Raw genomic sequence first — 17,302 nt, forward strand, 5'->3', positions numbered from 1 at the left:
GCCGGGATCAACCGGGCAGCCGTCCGGGCTCCGACGCAGATGCGCGGCGGCTGGCATGGGTGTATCTGTCGCGGGTGGTGCAAGGGCCGTGCGCACCGCTGTCGGCGTTGATCGAGTCGGTCGGGGTGGTCGAGGCCGCGCGCGCCGTACGGGAATGCGCGCTGCCCGAATTGTTGCGGGCGCCGACCGCGCGGCGGCGTGAGATCGACCTCGCGGCACGGGATCTGGAGTCGATCCACCGTCTTGGTGGCCGGGTGGTGACGCCGGACGACCCGGAGTGGCCGGCGTGGCGCATGCTGGGCCTCGAGCAACTGGAACCGGGCCGGGACCGGGACGGGGCGGTGCCGCTGGTGCTGTGGGCACGCGGGCCACGCACGCTGGTGGAATCCAGTGAACGCGCTCTGGCGGTGGTGGGTGCGCGGTGCAGCACCGGATACGGCGACCAGGTGACGGCGGAGATCGCGGGTGATCTTGCTGCGCAAGGGTGGACCATCGTGTCCGGCGCGGCTTTCGGGATCGACAGCATGGCGCATCGGGCGGCGCTCGCGGTCGATGGCTCGACGATCGCCGTACTGGCCTGCGGTATCGACCGGCCCTACCCGGCCCAGCACGACCGGCTGCTGTCCGATATCGCTGAATCCGGCCTGGTGGTCAGCGAATATCCGCCTGGAGTCGCCGCGCACAAGCATCAATTCCTGGCTCGAAACCGCCTGATCGCCGCTCTTGCCGACGGCGTGCTCGTCGTCGAGGCGGGCCTACGCAGTGGTGCCCGCAACACCGTAAAATGGGCGCGCCGCCTCAGCCGTCCGGCCCTGGCGGTTCCCGGCCCGGTCACCTCGGCCGCATCCGTGGGCTGCCACCGCATGATCCGCGACGGCGAGGCGCTCCTGGTCACCCGCGCCGAGGAGGTCGTCGATGAAGCGGGTCCGCTGCGATTGCCGTTCCCCGGTGCCGCTGGCGCGCACGACAACCCGGAAGATCAGCTGACCGGCGAGGCGGCCCTGGTCTTCGCCGCACTTCCCAAGGTTGGCTCCCGGGTGCCGCTCGAGCTCGCCCAGCACTGCGCGTTGCCCCTCGCCGCAGTCCGCGCCGCCCTTCCCGCCCTCGAACTGGCGGGTCTGGTGGCGGCCGACAACAGCGGCTGGCGCCGAACGACGCGCCGGAACTGATGGCTCGGTGCGGTGGCTTGCCAAGCGGGACGGTCACCGGGACGGTGGGGGGATGGAGGAATTGCCAGAGGATCTGGAAGCGCTGCTGGTGGAATACGGCAGGCATTTGCAGCTCGGGCGGAATCGGTCGAAGCACACAGCGCGGGCGTACCTAGGGGATGCGCGGTCGCTGTTGGGGCATTTGTATGCGTGGTCGACGGATTCGGCGATTCGTGAGCTGGATCTGTCGTTGCTGCGGTCGTGGCTGGCACGGCAAGCGGCGGCGGGCTCGGCACGGACAACGATGGCGCGGCGGGCCTCCTCGGCGCGCACATTCACCGCGTGGCTCACCGCGACCGGGCGGTTGTCCATCGATCCGGGCCTGCGACTGGGCTCGCCGAAAGCCCATCGCATCCTCCCTGCCGTGCTGGGCCGACAGCAGGCGATCGACGCGATGGACGCGGCGAAATCCGGTGCAGCCCAGCATGATCCGATGGCATTGCGGGATCGGTTGATCGTCGAGCTGTTGTATTCCACCGGCATCCGGGTCAGCGAACTGTGCGGGCTGGACGTCGATGACGTCGACCGCGAGCGGCGCGTGGTTCGCGTGCTAGGCAAGGGCAATAAGGAGCGATCCGCGCCGTTCGGCCTCCCTGCTGACGAGGCTGTCGGAAACTGGCTGCAGTACGGGCGCCCCGCCTTCGCCATGGCCGAGTCCGGCCGCGCGCTGCTACTCGGCCGCCGCGGCAAGCGCCTCGATCAACGCCAGGCCAGAACCGTGGTGCACGAGGTGGTCGCGGCGATTCCCGGCGCCCCCGCGATGGGCCCGCACGGTTTGCGCCACACCGCGGCGACCCACTTACTCGAGGGTGGCGCCGACCTGCGAGTGGTCCAGGAACTCCTCGGCCATGCCAGCATGGCCACCACCCAGCTCTACACCCACGTCTCCATCGATCGCCTCAAGAAAGTGCACGACCAGGCCCATCCCCGCGCCTGAGTGCGGCGGACCCCTGTGCGCGGCTTATCACGAGAACGCTTGTGTCTCCGTGGCGGCTGCTTGGTCGCGCACGCGGTTGGTTCCGGCCGCCCTGGTCCGCCTGAGGCCTCGGCTCACCCGTTCGTGACCACGGCGGTATCCGGCTGTTCGGTCGGTTCGGGACTACGGCTACGCAACAGCGCCACGCCGAGCAGGGCAGCCGCGATGCTGAAACCAGCGCTGATCCATGCTCCGGTGGACATCGCGGCGGTGAACGCGTCCTCGGCGGCTTCGGCATAGCCGAGTCGGAAGGCCGCCCCGATGGATTCGCGGGCCGCGTCGGGTGCGTCCGCGGGCATGTTCGAGGTGAAGACACCGGCCAGCACACTGCCGAGGATCGCGATGCTGATCGCCATGCCGACCTGCTGCAGCGTGTCGTTCATCGCGGAGCCGACACCGGCGTGTTCGAGCGGGATGGCACTCATGATGGCGGCATACGCGGCCGGCCCGGCCAAGCCACCGCCGACGCCCATGACCAGCATGCTGACCAGGACCCAGAGGTATCCACTGCCCAGGGCGAGGAGGGCGAACGCCGTGCCCATGACGAACAGACCGGAAACGATGAGCACCTTGTTGCTGAGCGTCTTGCCGAGCGTGGCGCCGAGCCCATTGCAGACGGCCGCCGCGACGGCGTATGGCAGCAGCGCCAGGCCCGCCTTCATCGGCCCATAGCCGAGCACGAACTGTAGATACTGGGTGAGCATCAACATGATCGCGCCCATCCCGAAGACCATCAGCAGCAGGGTGAAGCAGGTGCCGGTGAAATCGCGGTTGCGGAACACCGCCAACGGCAGCATCGGATGCTCCGATCGGCGTTCCCACACGACGAACGTGATGGCAGTACCAATCGCCAGCACGATCATGCCGATATTCCATTCTCGCTCGATGATCACGTAGACCGTCGCGCCCAGCGCCACGATGGACAGCCCGACCCCGACGACATCGACGGGCCGCTGCTCACCGGTGGTCTCCGGCATCAGTACTACGGCCGCCACGATCGCGAGCGCCGCCACCGGGATGTTCAGCAGGAACACCGAACCCCACCAATAGTGCTGGAGCAGAAAGCCACCCAGCGTCGGTCCGGCGACAATGCCTACCACCGAGACGGTCGACCACGCGGCCATCGCCGTGCGTCGTTCGTCCTCTGCGAAGGTGGTCATCAGGATCGACAGCGTCGAGGGCATCAGCAGCGACCCACCGACACCCATCGCGGCGCGGGCGGCGACGACCTGCCACGGCTCGGTCGCCAGCACCGCCATCAGCGACGACACTCCGAACACGGCCAGACCGGTGATCAGCATGCGGCGTCTGCCGAACCGGTCGGACAGACTTCCTGCGGTGAGCAGTAGCCCCGCGAATACCAGTACGTACGCGTCCAGAATCCACTGCACATCCGACGGGGTGGCGTCCAGTTCCCGGATCAGCGACGGGATCGCGAGATTCAGCACGGTGCCGTCGAGCATCAGGACCAGCAAAGACAGACAGAGGACCCCTAGAACCCACCATCGGCGTGGGTCTCGTACAACGTTCGATTTCACTCGCACAGCGTACGAGAAAATGGAACGGTGTGCGAGTATCACTAGGATTATGGTGTGACCAAGCAGTTCGCGTCGGTATTTACCAAGCAACCCCGCCAGCCCAAAGCCTCCGGGCTGCGCCGCGAGCACATCATCGCCGCGGCCGTCGAGATCCTCGACGCCGAGGGATTGGAGTCGCTGAGTATGCGCAAACTCGGCGCGAAACTCGGCGCAGGCGCGACCAGCCTGTACTGGTATGTCGCGAACAAAGAGGAGTTGCTCGAGCTGGTACTCGACGAGTTCTGGGGAATGGTGCGGATTCCGGAGCCGGGACAGGCGTCCTGGCGCGAGCTGCTGACCACTTTCGCCTATAGCCTCCGTGCGACGATCCGTGCCCATCCGTGGATGGCGTCCCTGGTCGGGCAGTTGCCCAGCGTTGGGCCGAACTCGCTGCGGTTGAGCGATCGCCTGCGTCGCGCGTTTGTCCAGGCGGGCTTCCGGGGGGTGGACATCTATCTGGCCAGCGCGACGGTGATGTGTTACGTGCTCGGCCAGGTGATTCCGGAGATCGCCTGGGCGAAGGCGTACAACGCCGAGGAGATCGACGCCGATGGCATGCTGCGGGTGATGGACGAACTCGCCGGGGACTATCCCGAATTGCTCGCGGACTATCGGGCTACGGCGCCGACCGACCCGGAGGTCGGGCGCGCGCTGGCCTTCGATTTCGGCCTGCTGTGCGTCATGGACGGTTTGCAGGTTCGTTTGCGCGACATGTCGGAATCCGGATAGCCGCCCTGGTCGACGCATCGCGCACCGGTTGGGTCGTGTCGATTCTTGGGGCTCGCGATGACCTTCGTGGTGGCGACCGTGGTCGCCACCACGTTCGACCTAGCGTCACTGCCAGATTACGGCCGTGTGAGGTGCGTGGACGGTCCCCGTCCGCCCAGTTAGGCTGACATAGCGGATCGTTTGCTAGAAACTCGGAACATACCGGCGATGAAGAGGTGCCCGTGATCTTCGACGACCAACGCTGTGTCGCAGATCAGTGTCGCGACCTGGGTTCGATAGCGCGATTGCCGAGAAGGATGCGGAGTGTGTCCGGTTCCCGGCTGCCGCTGAACGCGACTATGCGGACGATCCAGCTTCTCCTTGGCTACCAATCCGTCTTGCTGCCTGCCGCAGTTCAGGTGCCTGCGGCGGTCTTCGTGCAGCCGGAGCGGCCCACGTCCGAGGCGCGGGGGCCACGGCGTCTTCGAGCGTCGACGAACCGGCTCGCGGCCCGAGTCGAGACGGCGTGACACTACCGAATCCGGACGCCGAGTCAGCAGACGGCGAGGAGGAGATCGACTACCGCTTCACGCTCGCGAACGAGCGCACTTTTCTGGCCTGGATGCGAACCTCGTTGGGCCTGCTCGCCGGTGGCGTCGCGGTGCACACCCTGGTTCAGCCGTTCCGGATGTCTGGTTTCCGGCGCGCGATCGCGCTGAGTTGCCTGGTGCTCGCGATGGTTGTCGCGGTCGGCGCCTACGCGCACTGGCGCAAGGTCGATGCGGCCATGCGGCGCGGCGGTTCGCTGCCGGACACGGTGCTGGTGCCGATCCTGTGCGCCGGGATCACGGCGGTGTCGCTGCTGGCCTGCGTTGCGGTGCTGCTGCGATGAACCGCCCTGGCCTGGCCGCCGAACGCACCGCGCTGGCGTGGCGGCGAACCGCCGTGGCGGCGGTGGTCGTCGGCGTGCTGTTTCTCGACCACGCCGCTGTCAACGGATGGCGACCGGCCATGATCGCGCCGTTGTGCGCCGCGATCACGTCGGCGGTGCTGGCCGGGACATGTTACGTACGCAATCGAAGTTTGCAGGCGGGCCGTTATGGGCACGGTGGTCCGATCGTCGCCGCGACAACGACGGCAGTATTCGCGATCGCGGTAGTAGCTGTCGCGATCGGTCTCACCGATCCACTTCCCTGACGGCACAACAAGGTCGGTCGACACGACAGGAAGGGCGACAATGAGCACAGCGAGCGAGCCGAGTGACTTCATCATCGCGGCGCAGCAGCGTGCGGCCGCCGCACTGCCGTTCGCCGACGATGCCGATCTGGCCGATGCCGAGCGCGGGTTCATCGCCGCGCTCGAGCCAGGGGTGGTCACCTCCGCGGACGGAACGGTGCTGTGGGACAACGACTCCTATGCCTTCCTGCGTGAACCGTGCCCGGCTTCGGTCCATCCCGGTCTGTGGCGGCAGTCCGGGCTCGTAGTCGGACAGGGACTGTTCCGAGTCGCCGAAGGGATCTATCAGATCCGCGGCTTGGACCTGTCCAATATGACGCTTGTCGAGGGCGAAACCGGTGTCGTCGTGATCGATCCACTGATCTCGGCCGAGACCGCGGCCGCCGGTTTGGCGCTCTACCGCGCGCATCGCGGCGACCGTCCGGTGACCGGCCTCGTCTACACCCATTCGCACGCCGATCATTTCGGCGGCGCCACCGGGGTGACCACCGCCGCTGACGTCGCCGAGGGTTTATGCCCTGTGCTGGCGCCGGTGGGGTTCCTGGAACACGCGGTGGCCGAGAACATCTATGCGGGCACTGCGATGGCGCGCCGCGCGGGGTACATGTATGGGGCGGTGCTGCCGCGGGGGCCTCTCGGTGCGGTGGGCGCCGGGCTCGGTCAGACCACGTCGGTCGGTACGGTCACGTTGATCGCCCCCACCCTCGACATCACCACGACCGGGCAGGCCGAGACGGTCGACGGGGTGCGGATGATCTTTCAACTCACGCCCGGTACCGAGGCACCCGCGGAGATGAATTTCTACTTCCCCGACCATCGTGCGTTGTGCATGGCGGAGAACGCCACCCACACCCTGCACAATCTGCTCACACTGCGCGGCGCTCTGGTACGAGACCCGCACGTGTGGGCGAAATACCTGACCGAGGCGATCAACCTTTTCGCCCGCGAGTCCGACGTGCTCTTCGCTTCCCACCACTGGCCCACCTGGGGTAACGAGCGACTCGTGGAATTCCTGGCGCTGCAACGAGATCTGTACGGCTACCTGAACGACCAAACGTTGCGGCTGCTGAACCAGGGATACGTCGGCGCCGAGATCGCCGAAATGCTCACGCTCCCGCCCGCCGTCGCGAACACATGGCACACCCAGGGGTACTACGGCTCGGTCAGTCACAACGTGAAAGCCATCTACCAGCGCTACATGGGGTGGTTCGACGGAAATCCGGCGCACCTGTGGGAGCATCCGCCGGTCGAATCCGCACGGCGGCACGTCGAATTCATGGGTGGGGCGGATGAGGTGTTGCGCAAGGCGCAGGTCTCCTACGATGCGGGTGATTACCGCTGGGCGGCGCAGGTGCTCAACTACCTGATCTTCGCCGAGCCCGGAAATATCGCGGCCAAGCAGTTGCAGGCCAGCACTTTCGAGCAGCTCGGCTATGGCGCCGAGAACGCGACCTGGCGCAACTTCTACCTCAGCGGCGCCTATGAATTGCGCTACGGATTGTTCGGCACGCCGACGAAGACCGATTCACCGACCATGCTTGCCGTACTGACCATCGAGCAGATCTTCGATGCCATGGCGTTGCGCGTCGACGGACCCAAGGCATGGGACCAGCGTGTGCTGGTGGACTGGATCCTCCGCGACGAGAACCGCACGCACCGCCTCGAACTCCGCAACGGGCGCCTGACCCACTTCGAGGTGGCCGAGGGCATGGTGCTGCCCGAACCCGATGCCGCATTCACCCTCACCAAGGCCACCTTGATCCGCGTCCTGCTGGCCGGCGACGATTTCGGCGTCGCCGTCGCCGCAGGAGATATCGCCGCCGAGGGGGATGTCAGCACGCTGGTCGAGTTGGTCGGCATTTTCGACGCGCCGGACCCGGATTTCGCCATCGTCACGCCGTGACAGCCCCTCCCGGAGTTCGGCGGTGTGTCGAACGGCGCGAGTGGTGTCATCATCGCGGAAAACCGTTCGACCGGTGGCTTTCGGTCGCGGTGGAATAACCAGGTGCTCGGTCACCCCGACCGCGCAGCTGACCGCCGTGTGGTGGATCTCGGCTTCCGAGATCAGACCGAGGTCGGCAGAGCGGCGATGTACCTGCCCGCGACGAAGCGTTGGAGGAGTTCGACCAAGGGTCCACCGAGTCGTGCGTACCAGGCCGCATTGCGCGCGAACGCGGTGACCAGCCCGTACACCGTGTCGTCGGCGGGGTCGTATTCGACGGCGAACAGTTCCTCGCCGATCTCCGGATGACCGGGCAGGGTGCCGTAGGCGAATCCGCGTCGGTCGGGTTCGTCGAGCACGTACACCACCCGGCAGGGCGCCGTGATTCCGAGCGGGCCCACGCCTAGCCGCACCGTCACGGCGCTACCCGGCTCGGCGGTCGGCGTATCGGCGTGTCGAAAAATGCCGGTGCCTTTTTGCATCCGGTAGGCCAAGGTCTCCGCGCCCGCGTACTCGAACAGCGCACGGCCCTGTCCGATCGGGCGACGGAGTCGAAACCGGTGATATCCCTCTGGTAGTACGCCTCGGGTGGCGCCGACCTCCGGGTAGGTGAACGGGGGCGTTTGCTCCATACACTGATCTTTGCTGCTGCACTGAGGAAGAGTGCGACCGCCCGCCCGCATCCCCGCCCTCGAACTGTGCGCTGGCGGCGAATATTCGCTGCTGGCCTACGCGTGCGCAATCGGCGAGTGCGTACGACGACAACATGGTGTGGGAGCGGTGCCCTGGTCGGGCCGTGGCGCGGGGCCGCCCTGCGCGGCAGGGGCCGGCCGCGCGAATTCGGTGGCGTGTTCTGCTGTGCCGTGTTCTGCCGTGCCGCGGAAGCGTCGAGCCGGATCCTCGCAACGGCGATGTCGCTGCCACGCGTCACGGCGCTACCGGTTTCAGCCGTAGGGGAGTGCGGCGCAGAAGTCCCAGCGGGTCCAGATATTCGCGCTTGCGCCGTCCACCGCCCTGGGTGCGCGCACCCCAGTGCAGGCAGGCTGCCGCGCATCCTGGATGGCCGGACTCCAGCGTTCCGATCCTGGTCCCGCGCGTGACCCACCTGCCGACCGGTACCTCGGCGCGGACCGGTTCATAGGTCGTGCGCAGGCCACCCGGGTGATCGATGGAGACGACCGGTTTGTCGGCCACCGCTCCCGCGAAGACGATGAATCCGTCGCCGGCAGCGAGGACTGGTTGCCGCTCGGTTCCGGTCAGATCGACCCCGCGATGCCCCGGTAGCCAGTCCCGTGCGGGCTTGTCGAATCGACGGACAACCGCGGGGCGCGGTTGTAGAGGCCAGTCGAACCGTCCATGCGGTGCCGCCGTCGCGATCGGCTCCCCGGTGATAACCGCGATGAGGCCGAGCCCGAGTAGGTACGGAAGAAGTCGACCTGTCAGCACGCTCGTCGGGAACGTCATTCGGGCCCGCGCGCAGCGTTCCGGCGCCGATGAGTTCGTGCACGCAGCGACGGATCCGGACTCCGCGACACAGCGCGGGGTTGTCGGCGGGGCGGGAGTGGTGCGCGGAAATCGACATGTAATGGCTGGCGAGCAGCACCCGCGGATGCCCTGGGCGCGCATTTCGTTCGCGTCATTTCGTCCCTGGCGGCGACCGGTGGCGCCGCGACGATGCCGAAGGCGAACAACAAGGGGATGAGCAGCGTCAGTGTGGTGGACATCAGTGAGCGCACAGATCCACTCTCGTTCGGCCGACGCGTCGGCCGAACCCCGATAGGTGTGATGTGGACAAGCTTCTCGTCTGTGGATATCCGTTGTTCCACCTGGTCAAAGCCCTCCGATCGGCCCGATTTAGTCCAGGCGTCCGCACGCCGTAGACTGATGAAGCGGTTTGTGCCTGCACAGACCGACTTCGCGCGCCACCTGTGCTTGTTCGTGACGGCGCTGTTCGAATCGAACTCGATATACCTCGTGTTCGCGGCAGCGTGTTCGGAACGAGGAATCGTCGGCTGGTCCCTACCCTTGCGGTCGGGTCCGACGATTCGGCGGCGCCAGGGCAGCGGATCACCGATTCGCTGCGTCAACCGGCAACGAAAGCGAGATACGGGAGCTATGGCTGTCGTAACCATGAAGCAGCTGCTCGACAGCGGCGCGCACTTCGGACACCAGACCCGGCGCTGGAACCCGAAGATGAAGCGGTTCATCTTCACCGACCGCAACGGCATCTACATCATCGACCTGCAGCAGACGCTGACCTACATCGACAAGGCCTACGAGTTCGTCAAGGAGACCGTCGCCCACGGTGGCACCGTTCTCTTCGTCGGCACCAAGAAGCAGGCCCAGGAATCGATCGCGGCCGAGGCGACTCGGGTCGGCATGCCCTACGTGAACCAGCGCTGGCTGGGTGGCATGCTCACCAACTTCTCCACCGTGCACAAGCGCCTGCAGCGCCTCAAGGAACTCGAGGCCATGGAGCAGACCGGTGGTTTCGAGGGCCGCACCAAGAAGGAAATCCTCATGCTGACGCGTGAGATGAACAAGCTGGAGCGCACCCTCGGTGGTATCCGCGACATGCAGAAGGTGCCCTCGGCCATCTGGGTCGTCGACACCAACAAGGAGCACATCGCCGTCGGCGAGGCGCGCAAGCTGAACATCCCGGTCATCGCGATCCTGGACACCAACTGCGACCCCGACCTGGTCGATTACCCGATCCCGGGTAACGACGACGCGATCCGTTCCGCTGCCCTGCTGACCAAGGTCGTCGCCTCCGCGGTGGCCGAGGGTGTGCAGGCCCGCGCGGGTCTGGCCACGGGCGACGCGAAGCCGGAAGCGGGCGCCGGCGAGCCGCTGGCGGAATGGGAGCAGGAGCTGCTCGCGCAGGCCGCCCCGGCTGCCGACGCGGACGCCGCAACTCCCGCCGAGACGGCTCCCGCCGAGACCGCTCCCGCCGAGACCGCTGCCGAAACACCGGCCGAGGCCTGAGGCTCTTACCAGCTGTTTCAGCGGTGATCACGAGCGAGTGCGATCGTGATCACCGCTGCCCAGTACTCACACTTCTCCAAAGGAGGCTCGCCGAGGATGGCGAACTACACCGCTGCCGATGTGAAGCGGCTCCGGGAGCTGACCGGCTCCGGCATGATGGATTGTAAGAATGCGCTGGCCGAGACCGACGGCGATTTCGACAAGGCCGTAGAGCTGTTGCGCATCAAGGGCGCGAAGGACGTCGGCAAACGTGCCGAGCGGACCACCGCCGAAGGCCTGGTCGCCGCCAAGGACGGCGTCATGGTCGAGATCAACTCCGAGACCGACTTCGTCGCGAAGAACGCGGAGTTCCAGCAGTTGGCCGAGCAGGTCGTCGCGGTGGCGGCGGTGGCCAAGCCCGCCGACCTGGAGGCGCTGAAGGCGCTGGACCTGGGTGGCACGACGGTCGACGCGGCGGTCCAGGCTCTCGCGGCCAAGATCGGCGAGAAGCTCGAGTTGCGTCGTGTGATCTCGCTGGATGGCCCGGTCGCCACCTACCTGCACAAGCGTGCGTCGGATCTGCCGCCCGCCGTCGGTGTGCTGGTCGAGTACACCGGTGAGGGCGCCGCCGCGGCCGAGGCCGCTCGCGCCGCCGCCATGCAGGTCGCCGCGCTCAAGGCCAAGTATGTGACCCGCGACGAGGTTCCGGCCGATATCGTGGAGAACGAGCGCCGTATCGCCGAACAGAGCGCTCGCGAGGAGGGCAAGCCGGAGGCGGCGCTGCCCAAGATCACCGAAGGCCGCGTCAACGGCTTCTTCAAGGACGTCGTGCTGCTGGAGCAGTCGTCGGTCACCGATTCGAAGAAGACGGTCAAGGCGCTGTTGGACGAGGCCGGCGTCACCGTGACCCGCTTCGCCCGCTTCGAGGTCGGCGCGAACTGAGACCGCCGCACCGTGCAGTGTGCAGGCCCCCCGTCGACCGAACGAACGCCGGTTGACGGGGGGCCTTCTGCTGCGGCTCCAATCCAATAAGGCAGGATAGATGCCGCTCTGCGTTACCTATGCCACACCTGCCTGCGAGCAGTACCACTCGCCGGAAGAACGACATTCCACCGCTGAAGGAGACTCAGACCGATGACGGACCCGGGGACCGATCGCCCAGGATATCGCCGGGTGCTTCTCAAACTGGGTGGGGAGATGTTCGGTGGCGGTACGGTCGGGCTCGACCCGGACGTCGTGCAGACGGTCGCCGAACAGATCGCCGAGGTGGTCGCCACCGGAGTCCAGGTGGCCGTCGTGATCGGTGGTGGGAACTTCTTCCGCGGGGCCGAACTCGAGGAGCGTGGCATGGAGCGCGCTCGCTCGGACTACATGGGCATGCTCGGAACCGTGATGAACAGCCTTGCACTGCAAGACTTCCTGCAAAAACAGGGCATCGACACCCGGGTGCAGACCGCGATCACCATGGGGCAGGTCGCCGAGCCCTATCTACCGCTGCGCGCCAAGCGGCACCTGGAGAAGGGGCGCGTGGTCATTTTCGGTGCGGGCATGGGCATGCCCTACTTCTCCACCGACACCACCGCCGCGCAGCGCGCCCTGGAGATCGGTGCGGAGGTGGTCCTGATGGCAAAAGCAGTGGACGGGGTGTTCACCGCCGACCCACGAGTCGATGAGACCGCGACCATGTACTCCGAGATCACCCACAAGGAGGTCATCGAGCGCGACCTCAAGGTCGCGGACGCGACCGCCTTCAGCCTGTGTATGGACAACCAGATGCCGATTCTGGTGTTCAATTTGTTGACCAAGGGCAATATCGCCCGCGCGGTCGCCGGTGAGAAGATCGGCACGTTGGTTCGGTCCTGACACACCCCCGCTGACCGCGGATGACGACGCTGTGGAGGAAACGGTCGTGATTGAAGAAGCGCTCTTCGACGCCGAAGAGAAGATGGAGAAAGCCGTCTCGGTGGCGAAGGACGATCTCGGAACCATTCGCACCGGTCGGGCGAATCCGGGCATGTTCTCTCGGATCGTCATCGACTACTACGGATCGCCGACGCCGATCACCCAGATATCCAGCATTACGGTGCCGGAACCGCGCATGGTCGTGATCAAGCCGTACGAGCAGGCCCAGCTAGGCCAGATCGAGACCGCGATCCGTAATTCGGATCTCGGGGTCAACCCCACCAACAACGGTGACATCATTCGGATCTCGGTGCCGCAACTCACCGAAGAGCGCCGTCGCGAGTTGGCCAAGCAGGCCAAAGGTAAGGGCGAGGACGCCAAGGTCGCGATCCGCAACGTCCGCCGCAAGACGATGGACGAACTGTCGCGGATCCAGAAGGATGGCGAGGCAGGTGAGGACGAAGTCGGGCGCGCCGAGAAGGAGCTCGACAAGACCACCGGCAAGTATGTCGGCCAGATCGACGAACTGGTCAAGCACAAGGAAAACGAACTGCTCGAGGTCTGACGCGGCACGCGGCGTGAGCGTAGCGCCCGGAGGCGGTAGCTTGCGTTACCTCGAAGGGTGCCGTGAATGCCGTCGAGAGAGCACAGCGGCGTGAGCGTAGCGCCCGGAGGCGGTAGCTTGCGTTACCACGAAGGGTGCCCGCGAATGCCGCCGAGAGAGCACAGCCGAGGGCCCGCCCGGGCGGGGTACGAACGGAACGACGAGTTGAGCGACGGGACAATCGTGGCCGAGAACGCCGCCGCGACCGGTGCGGCCGAGGAGCCGACGCCGGTGAACGGTACAGCCGATGCGCGGCAGGAGCACGCGAGCGATGCTTCTGGCAGTCCCGGTTGCGAGCCGTTAGCCGCCGCGGCGGCCGAGACCGACGCCGCGGACCCCGATCAGCCTGTTCCCGCACCGAGTGGTTCGCGTGCGGGCCGCGATCTTCCTGCCGCGTTGGCCGTGGGTTTCGGTCTCGGGCTGTCGCTGATCGCAATCCTGTTGTTCGTGCCGAATGTGTTCATCGGTGTCGCCGCGGCCAGTGTCGGCGTGGCGACCTGGGAGGTCGCGAAGCGACTACGCGAGGCCGACGTGCTCGTCCCGCGAATTCCGCTCATCCTTGGCGGTCAGGCGGTGGTCTGGCTCGGTTGGCCGTACGGCGCCAGCGGTGTCGTCGGCGCCTTCGCCGCCACCACGCTGATCTGCATGGTGTGGCGTCTGTTCGACCACGGTTTGCGCACCGCACCGCGAAACTTCTTGCGTGACACGGCAATTACCGTTTTCACGCTGGCCTGGATCCCGCTGCTCGCCTCATTCGCGACGCTGCTGCTGCTCGAACCGAACGGCAACTTGCGGGTGCTGACTTTCATGATCCTGGTGGTCTGCTCCGACGTGGGCGGCTATGTGGCCGGTGTGCTGTTCGGTAAGCATCCGATGGCGCCCTCGATCAGCCCGAAGAAGTCGTGGGAGGGATTCTGCGGGTCGCTGGTTTTCAGCGTGATCGGCGGTCTGCTCACGGTGACGCTGCTGCTGGACGCCAATTCGATGATCGGCGTCGTCCTGGGCGTCGGCCTCGTTCTCGTGGCCACCTGCGGCGATCTCATCGAGTCGCAGATCAAGCGCGAACTCGGCATCAAGGACATGGGTACTCTGCTGCCGGGCCACGGTGGGATCATGGACCGCCTCGACTCCATGCTCCCGTCGGCGTTCGTCTCCTGGCTGGTGTTGTCCATTCTGATCTGAGCCGACTGATCCGAACCGATTCAGCCTTTCTTGGCGACGCGGCGCAGCTGTAGATGTGTACGTCGCCGACCGAGGCCATCACCAGCGCGCTTCGCTGATCACCGAGAGCAGCACCGCGACGCCGAGCGGGAGGACGAGCTGCGTGCTGCCCGGCGCATCCTGGACGAAGTCATCGCATCGGACACCTCGTCGGAGGTGGGGATCATGGTGGAGGTCCCGCAACCGCCGCGGAAGCGGCACTATTCGCCGACCACGTAGACTTCTCGAGCATCGGTAACACCGACCTCACCCGGTACGCCCTCGCGACCGAACGGGGCAACAACGCCGTTGCCCGACTCGTTGATCCACTCGACCCGGCGTGTTGCGCCTGGTCTGCCGCGACGCGGGCACTACCCGTGTCGCGGTGTGCGATGAGATAGCCACTGATCCGGTCGCCGCGCCACTGCTGCTCGGCCTGGGTGTCACCGAACTCAGCGTCACCCCACGGGAATCCCGTTGGTCAAGGCGACCGTCCGGAACCTGAACCTGGACCTGGCCGACTGCCGGAGGGCTGCCGCCCGTGCGCCGACTTGGTGCGCCCGCCGCCGAGGTTCGCGTGGCGGCTCCAGACGCTCATGCCTGGCTGTAGTCGCGTGGGGCCCCGAACGACGGTCTGTGGTTACAGCAGTTGCTGTCAGCCGCGCGGACGCTCGGATAGGTGCTCGGCGGAGGAGATGAGGATCGACTCATGTGGCTTGCCCCGGAAAACCTGCGTAATCTCGTCTTCCGGCCACTGTGATATCCAGTGCAGCAGGTTTTCCCGGAACGTCGGCGGAACCCATATCCCGATCAGACTCGGGTCATCGAAACTGGTTCCGCCGACGATTCCAATACCACCCGGATTGGGTATGGTGTGACGGAGGTTTGTCACAGATTCGTCGAATAGAACGATCGGACTGGACTCGCCCGGAGTGACGTAGTGCGAGGATACGAACGACTCTGCACCCCTGACGTTTTTGATCGGGCCTTTGATCGAGTCTCCGCTGGCCGCGGTTCGTATCGCCGCGGCATAATCTTCAGGGTTTCCCAGGGACGCTCGCTCGACATTCAACCCGCGGAGGCCGGACGGTCCCCGAAATGGTGTGTTTCCCCACGATTCGCTGGTCAATATTCCAGGAAGATTCAGCTCTCCCGTCACGTGTGTGTACACGGTACTGCCGCGTTCAGCCAGCGCGCCGAACACATCGAGCTGGCTGAGGAAGGCTTCCTTTCGTGTGCCGTAGATATCGGAAGAAGATACCCAGGTGAAGGCCTGTTCTTGCATTGGCAAAGTCACCGACTGTTCCCAGCGTCCCCACCCCGGTCTCTCAGAATATGGATTCACAGTGAACTGGACTGTATTTCTTTCCATATCGATATCGACCCTCGTCTTGAGCTCTGGGATCACGTAGGTGGCGCTTCGCGGTGGCGACCCGGTACGACGAAGGGAGCTGGGCAGTGAATGTAAGAAATCGCCGTCGTAGGTGGGTTTTTTGATGATTCTGCGCAACGGCACTTCGGCACCCAGGGAATTCAGCAGATCGTCGGTTTCTTCTCCGGACATATTGTTTTTCGAGATGATTTTCCCGACCGCGTCCCAATCGCCGAACAGAATGGCATTTCGCATGTTGTCGCGTACTGTGATCGATTTCTTGAACGCCTTGTCCGACTTGGTACCCTTTTCCCTGAGTGCATCACCCAGGCGACGCGTGGCGTTGTCGGTCAGTGCCAGCGCGCGCAACTGTGCGCCAGTGACACCGATCTGGTCCAGGTGGCCTCGAGCCGCCGCGTGCGTGCGATCCGCCGCCGTCCCGGGTTCGGGAGGAGCCTCGTCGCGGTTCGTGCGCAGAACGTGCTCACCGCCGCCCTCGGCATTCTTCACCATCGAGTGACGAACCCCTTCGCTGCTCCGCTCGTCCGCTTCCAGATCGTGTCGAACAGTTCCGACGACCTTCCCGGAAGTATCGTTGACGATCTTCTTGTAGCTATCACCTGTACGATGGAACAATTCGTCGAGCGTATGAGCGACCTGGGTGAGTAGCCGAACCAACCACAAATCTCTCATGCCGAGTCACCCCGGCGCTCTTTGTCGGACACGCGTCATACTCCCCTTCATCGGGTGTGACCGGGCTTGGCATGTGAGAAAAAGCGCTATTCGGTCTCACCTTTGCGACCGGCATCGACGGTCGCAACGCTCCCAGCAGCGGGGACTGTGAATCTTAAGTGCTCTGGCTCACTTCGGTGGTGGGTCAGTGCAAGTGGGGGCGCGATACAACTGTGCGTGTTGTGTATGTTGCTGTTGGAGGGGCTTTCTCGAGGTAGGGTCCGCTGGTTGTCTAGGACGAGAGCGACGAATCCTGGTGTCGTCGTTCGGGTCCGAGTGCGGAGGCTGGTTTGCCTGTGGACGTCAATTCGATGATCGGCGTCGGCCTCGTTCTCGTGGCCACCTGTGGCGACCTCATCGAACGCAGATCAAGTCGGAATCGGGATCAAGGACATGGGCACTCTGCTGAACCGAATGAACCGAACCGATTCAGCCTTTCTTGGCGACGCGACGCAACTGCAGGATGCGCACGCCACCGACCGAGGCCATCACCAGCGCTCCGCCGATCACCGAGAGCAGCACCGCGACGCCGAGCGGGAGCGAGAAATGCCAGAAGAACAGGCTCACCTCGACCGTCGCCAGGTTCTGCAGGATGAAGATCAGCAAGATCACCAGGATCAATGCGCCCGCGATCAGGCCGGTCCAGGTGTAACCGGTCCGTGAGGACAGCGACTTCGGGGCCGAGGATGCTGACGGAGTGACCGGCGGTGTGCCGGGCTGGTCGTGGGACCGCTCCGGGGCCGGCTCCGGCATGTTTTCACCAAAGGTGGACATGGGTCGATCATCGTCGACGGCTATCGCGCCCGCACACATTTCCCGCAATGAGCCGGGCAGGTCCGGTCGCACGGACGCGGGCGCGTGCGCGAGTGGTTCGCGGGGAT

At 65.5% G+C, this 17,302-nt stretch carries 18 protein-coding genes; 13 read left to right on the plus strand and 5 right to left on the minus strand.

Annotated features, from left to right (window positions below):
• Window positions 1-50 precede the first annotated feature (50 nt).
• Window positions 51-1,169 carry a DNA-processing protein DprA gene (dprA, locus tag AB0C34_RS03405; protein ID WP_357068443.1) on the plus strand — a complete coding sequence of 373 codons (1,119 nt, stop codon included), beginning with the start codon at window positions 51-53 and terminating at the stop codon, window positions 1,167-1,169.
• Between the two features lie 52 nt (window positions 1,170-1,221).
• Complete coding sequence (locus tag AB0C34_RS03410) at window positions 1,222-2,145, plus strand: tyrosine recombinase XerC (protein ID WP_357066996.1); 924 nt, start codon at window positions 1,222-1,224, stop codon at window positions 2,143-2,145.
• Window positions 2,146-2,258: 113 nt separating this feature from the next.
• On the opposite strand, the gene AB0C34_RS03415 is transcribed toward AB0C34_RS03410, so the two are convergent.
• Window positions 2,259-3,722 carry an MFS transporter gene (locus AB0C34_RS03415; protein ID WP_357066998.1) on the minus strand — a complete coding sequence of 488 codons (1,464 nt, stop codon included), beginning with the start codon at window positions 3,720-3,722 and terminating at the stop codon, window positions 2,259-2,261.
• A 54-nt stretch (window positions 3,723-3,776) separates the two neighbouring features.
• Between AB0C34_RS03415 and AB0C34_RS03420 the strand changes: the two genes are divergently transcribed.
• The 4 genes from AB0C34_RS03420 to AB0C34_RS03435 all read left to right on the plus strand — a co-directional run bounded on the left by AB0C34_RS03420 (window position 3,777) and on the right by AB0C34_RS03435 (window position 7,608).
• The gene (locus AB0C34_RS03420; protein ID WP_357067000.1) at window positions 3,777-4,490 is read left to right on the plus strand and encodes a TetR/AcrR family transcriptional regulator; all 714 of its coding nucleotides are present in this window, start codon (window positions 3,777-3,779) and stop codon (window positions 4,488-4,490) included.
• A gap of 505 nt (window positions 4,491-4,995) precedes the next feature.
• Window positions 4,996-5,361, plus strand: a complete 366-nt coding sequence (locus AB0C34_RS03425) for a DUF202 domain-containing protein (RefSeq protein ID WP_357067002.1) — start codon at window positions 4,996-4,998, stop codon at window positions 5,359-5,361.
• The gene (locus AB0C34_RS03430) at window positions 5,358-5,666 is read left to right on the plus strand and encodes a DUF202 domain-containing protein (RefSeq protein WP_357067004.1); all 309 of its coding nucleotides are present in this window, start codon (window positions 5,358-5,360) and stop codon (window positions 5,664-5,666) included. Before AB0C34_RS03425 ends, AB0C34_RS03430 begins: the two co-directional genes overlap by 4 nt.
• Before the next feature lie 40 nt (window positions 5,667-5,706).
• Window positions 5,707-7,608, plus strand: coding sequence for an alkyl sulfatase dimerization domain-containing protein (locus tag AB0C34_RS03435; RefSeq protein WP_357067006.1), 1,902 nt, complete (start codon window positions 5,707-5,709; stop codon window positions 7,606-7,608).
• 161 nt (window positions 7,609-7,769) lie between these two features.
• Here the strand turns inward: AB0C34_RS03435 and AB0C34_RS03440 are convergent, their stop codons facing one another.
• Window positions 7,770-8,279, minus strand: coding sequence for a DUF1990 domain-containing protein (locus AB0C34_RS03440; protein WP_357067008.1), 510 nt, complete (start codon window positions 8,277-8,279; stop codon window positions 7,770-7,772).
• 295 nt (window positions 8,280-8,574) lie between these two features.
• On the minus strand, window positions 8,575-9,111 hold the full coding sequence (locus AB0C34_RS03445; RefSeq protein WP_357067010.1) for a M23 family metallopeptidase: 537 nt from the start codon (window positions 9,109-9,111) through the stop codon (window positions 8,575-8,577).
• A 651-nt stretch (window positions 9,112-9,762) separates the two neighbouring features.
• Here AB0C34_RS03445 and rpsB point away from each other — a divergent pair.
• The 7 genes from rpsB (at window position 9,763) to AB0C34_RS03480 (ending at window position 14,822) form a co-directional block, all read left to right on the plus strand.
• On the plus strand, window positions 9,763-10,632 hold the full coding sequence (rpsB, locus tag AB0C34_RS03450) for a 30S ribosomal protein S2 (RefSeq protein ID WP_357067012.1): 870 nt from the start codon (window positions 9,763-9,765) through the stop codon (window positions 10,630-10,632).
• A gap of 96 nt (window positions 10,633-10,728) precedes the next feature.
• Window positions 10,729-11,553 (plus strand): translation elongation factor Ts, encoded by an 825-nt coding sequence (tsf, locus tag AB0C34_RS03455; protein WP_357067014.1) that lies wholly within the window; start codon window positions 10,729-10,731, stop codon window positions 11,551-11,553.
• A 192-nt stretch (window positions 11,554-11,745) separates the two neighbouring features.
• On the plus strand, window positions 11,746-12,474 hold the full coding sequence (pyrH, locus tag AB0C34_RS03460; protein WP_357067015.1) for a UMP kinase: 729 nt from the start codon (window positions 11,746-11,748) through the stop codon (window positions 12,472-12,474).
• 46 nt (window positions 12,475-12,520) lie between these two features.
• A complete protein-coding gene (gene frr, locus AB0C34_RS03465) occupies window positions 12,521-13,078 on the plus strand; it encodes a ribosome recycling factor (RefSeq protein WP_357067017.1) in 558 nt (185 codons plus the stop codon).
• Between the two features lie 204 nt (window positions 13,079-13,282).
• On the plus strand, window positions 13,283-14,299 hold the full coding sequence (locus AB0C34_RS03470; protein ID WP_357067019.1) for a phosphatidate cytidylyltransferase: 1,017 nt from the start codon (window positions 13,283-13,285) through the stop codon (window positions 14,297-14,299).
• A gap of 269 nt (window positions 14,300-14,568) precedes the next feature.
• Complete coding sequence (locus AB0C34_RS03475) at window positions 14,569-14,718, plus strand: putative PEP-binding protein (protein WP_357068445.1); 150 nt, start codon at window positions 14,569-14,571, stop codon at window positions 14,716-14,718.
• Entirely contained in the window at window positions 14,703-14,822 is a 120-nt protein-coding gene (locus AB0C34_RS03480; RefSeq protein WP_357068447.1) for a hypothetical protein, read from the plus strand. The genes AB0C34_RS03475 and AB0C34_RS03480 overlap by 16 nt, the downstream gene beginning before the upstream one ends.
• A gap of 150 nt (window positions 14,823-14,972) precedes the next feature.
• Here the strand turns inward: AB0C34_RS03480 and AB0C34_RS03485 are convergent, their stop codons facing one another.
• Together AB0C34_RS03485 and AB0C34_RS03490 are read right to left on the minus strand one after the other, a co-directional pair.
• Entirely contained in the window at window positions 14,973-16,382 is a 1,410-nt protein-coding gene (locus tag AB0C34_RS03485; protein WP_357067021.1) for a hypothetical protein, read from the minus strand.
• A gap of 468 nt (window positions 16,383-16,850) precedes the next feature.
• Window positions 16,851-17,195: a lipopolysaccharide assembly protein LapA domain-containing protein gene (locus tag AB0C34_RS03490; RefSeq protein WP_357067023.1), complete on the minus strand. Its 345-nt coding sequence runs from the start codon at window positions 17,193-17,195 to the stop codon at window positions 16,851-16,853.
• Window positions 17,196-17,302: the final 107 nt, after the last annotated feature.

The organism is Nocardia sp. NPDC049220 (assembly GCF_040647855.1).
Taxonomy (GTDB): domain Bacteria; phylum Actinomycetota; class Actinomycetes; order Mycobacteriales; family Mycobacteriaceae; genus Nocardia.

Coding starts and splice junctions, on each gene's coding strand:
- AB0C34_RS03485 (WP_357067021.1), bottom strand. CDS start 16,382: ATGAGAGATTTGTGGTTGGTTCGGCTACTCACCCAGGTCGCTCATACG.
- AB0C34_RS03440 (WP_357067008.1), bottom strand. CDS start 8,279: ATGGAGCAAACGCCCCCGTTCACCTACCCGGAGGTCGGCGCCACCCGA.
- AB0C34_RS03445 (WP_357067010.1), bottom strand. CDS start 9,111: ATGACGTTCCCGACGAGCGTGCTGACAGGTCGACTTCTTCCGTACCTA.
- AB0C34_RS03490 (WP_357067023.1), bottom strand. CDS start 17,195: ATGTCCACCTTTGGTGAAAACATGCCGGAGCCGGCCCCGGAGCGGTCC.
- AB0C34_RS03430 (WP_357067004.1), top strand. CDS start 5,358: ATGAACCGCCCTGGCCTGGCCGCCGAACGCACCGCGCTGGCGTGGCGG.
- tsf (WP_357067014.1), top strand. CDS start 10,729: ATGGCGAACTACACCGCTGCCGATGTGAAGCGGCTCCGGGAGCTGACC.
- rpsB (WP_357067012.1), top strand. CDS start 9,763: ATGGCTGTCGTAACCATGAAGCAGCTGCTCGACAGCGGCGCGCACTTC.
- AB0C34_RS03410 (WP_357066996.1), top strand. CDS start 1,222: ATGGAGGAATTGCCAGAGGATCTGGAAGCGCTGCTGGTGGAATACGGC.
- AB0C34_RS03435 (WP_357067006.1), top strand. CDS start 5,707: ATGAGCACAGCGAGCGAGCCGAGTGACTTCATCATCGCGGCGCAGCAG.
- pyrH (WP_357067015.1), top strand. CDS start 11,746: ATGACGGACCCGGGGACCGATCGCCCAGGATATCGCCGGGTGCTTCTC.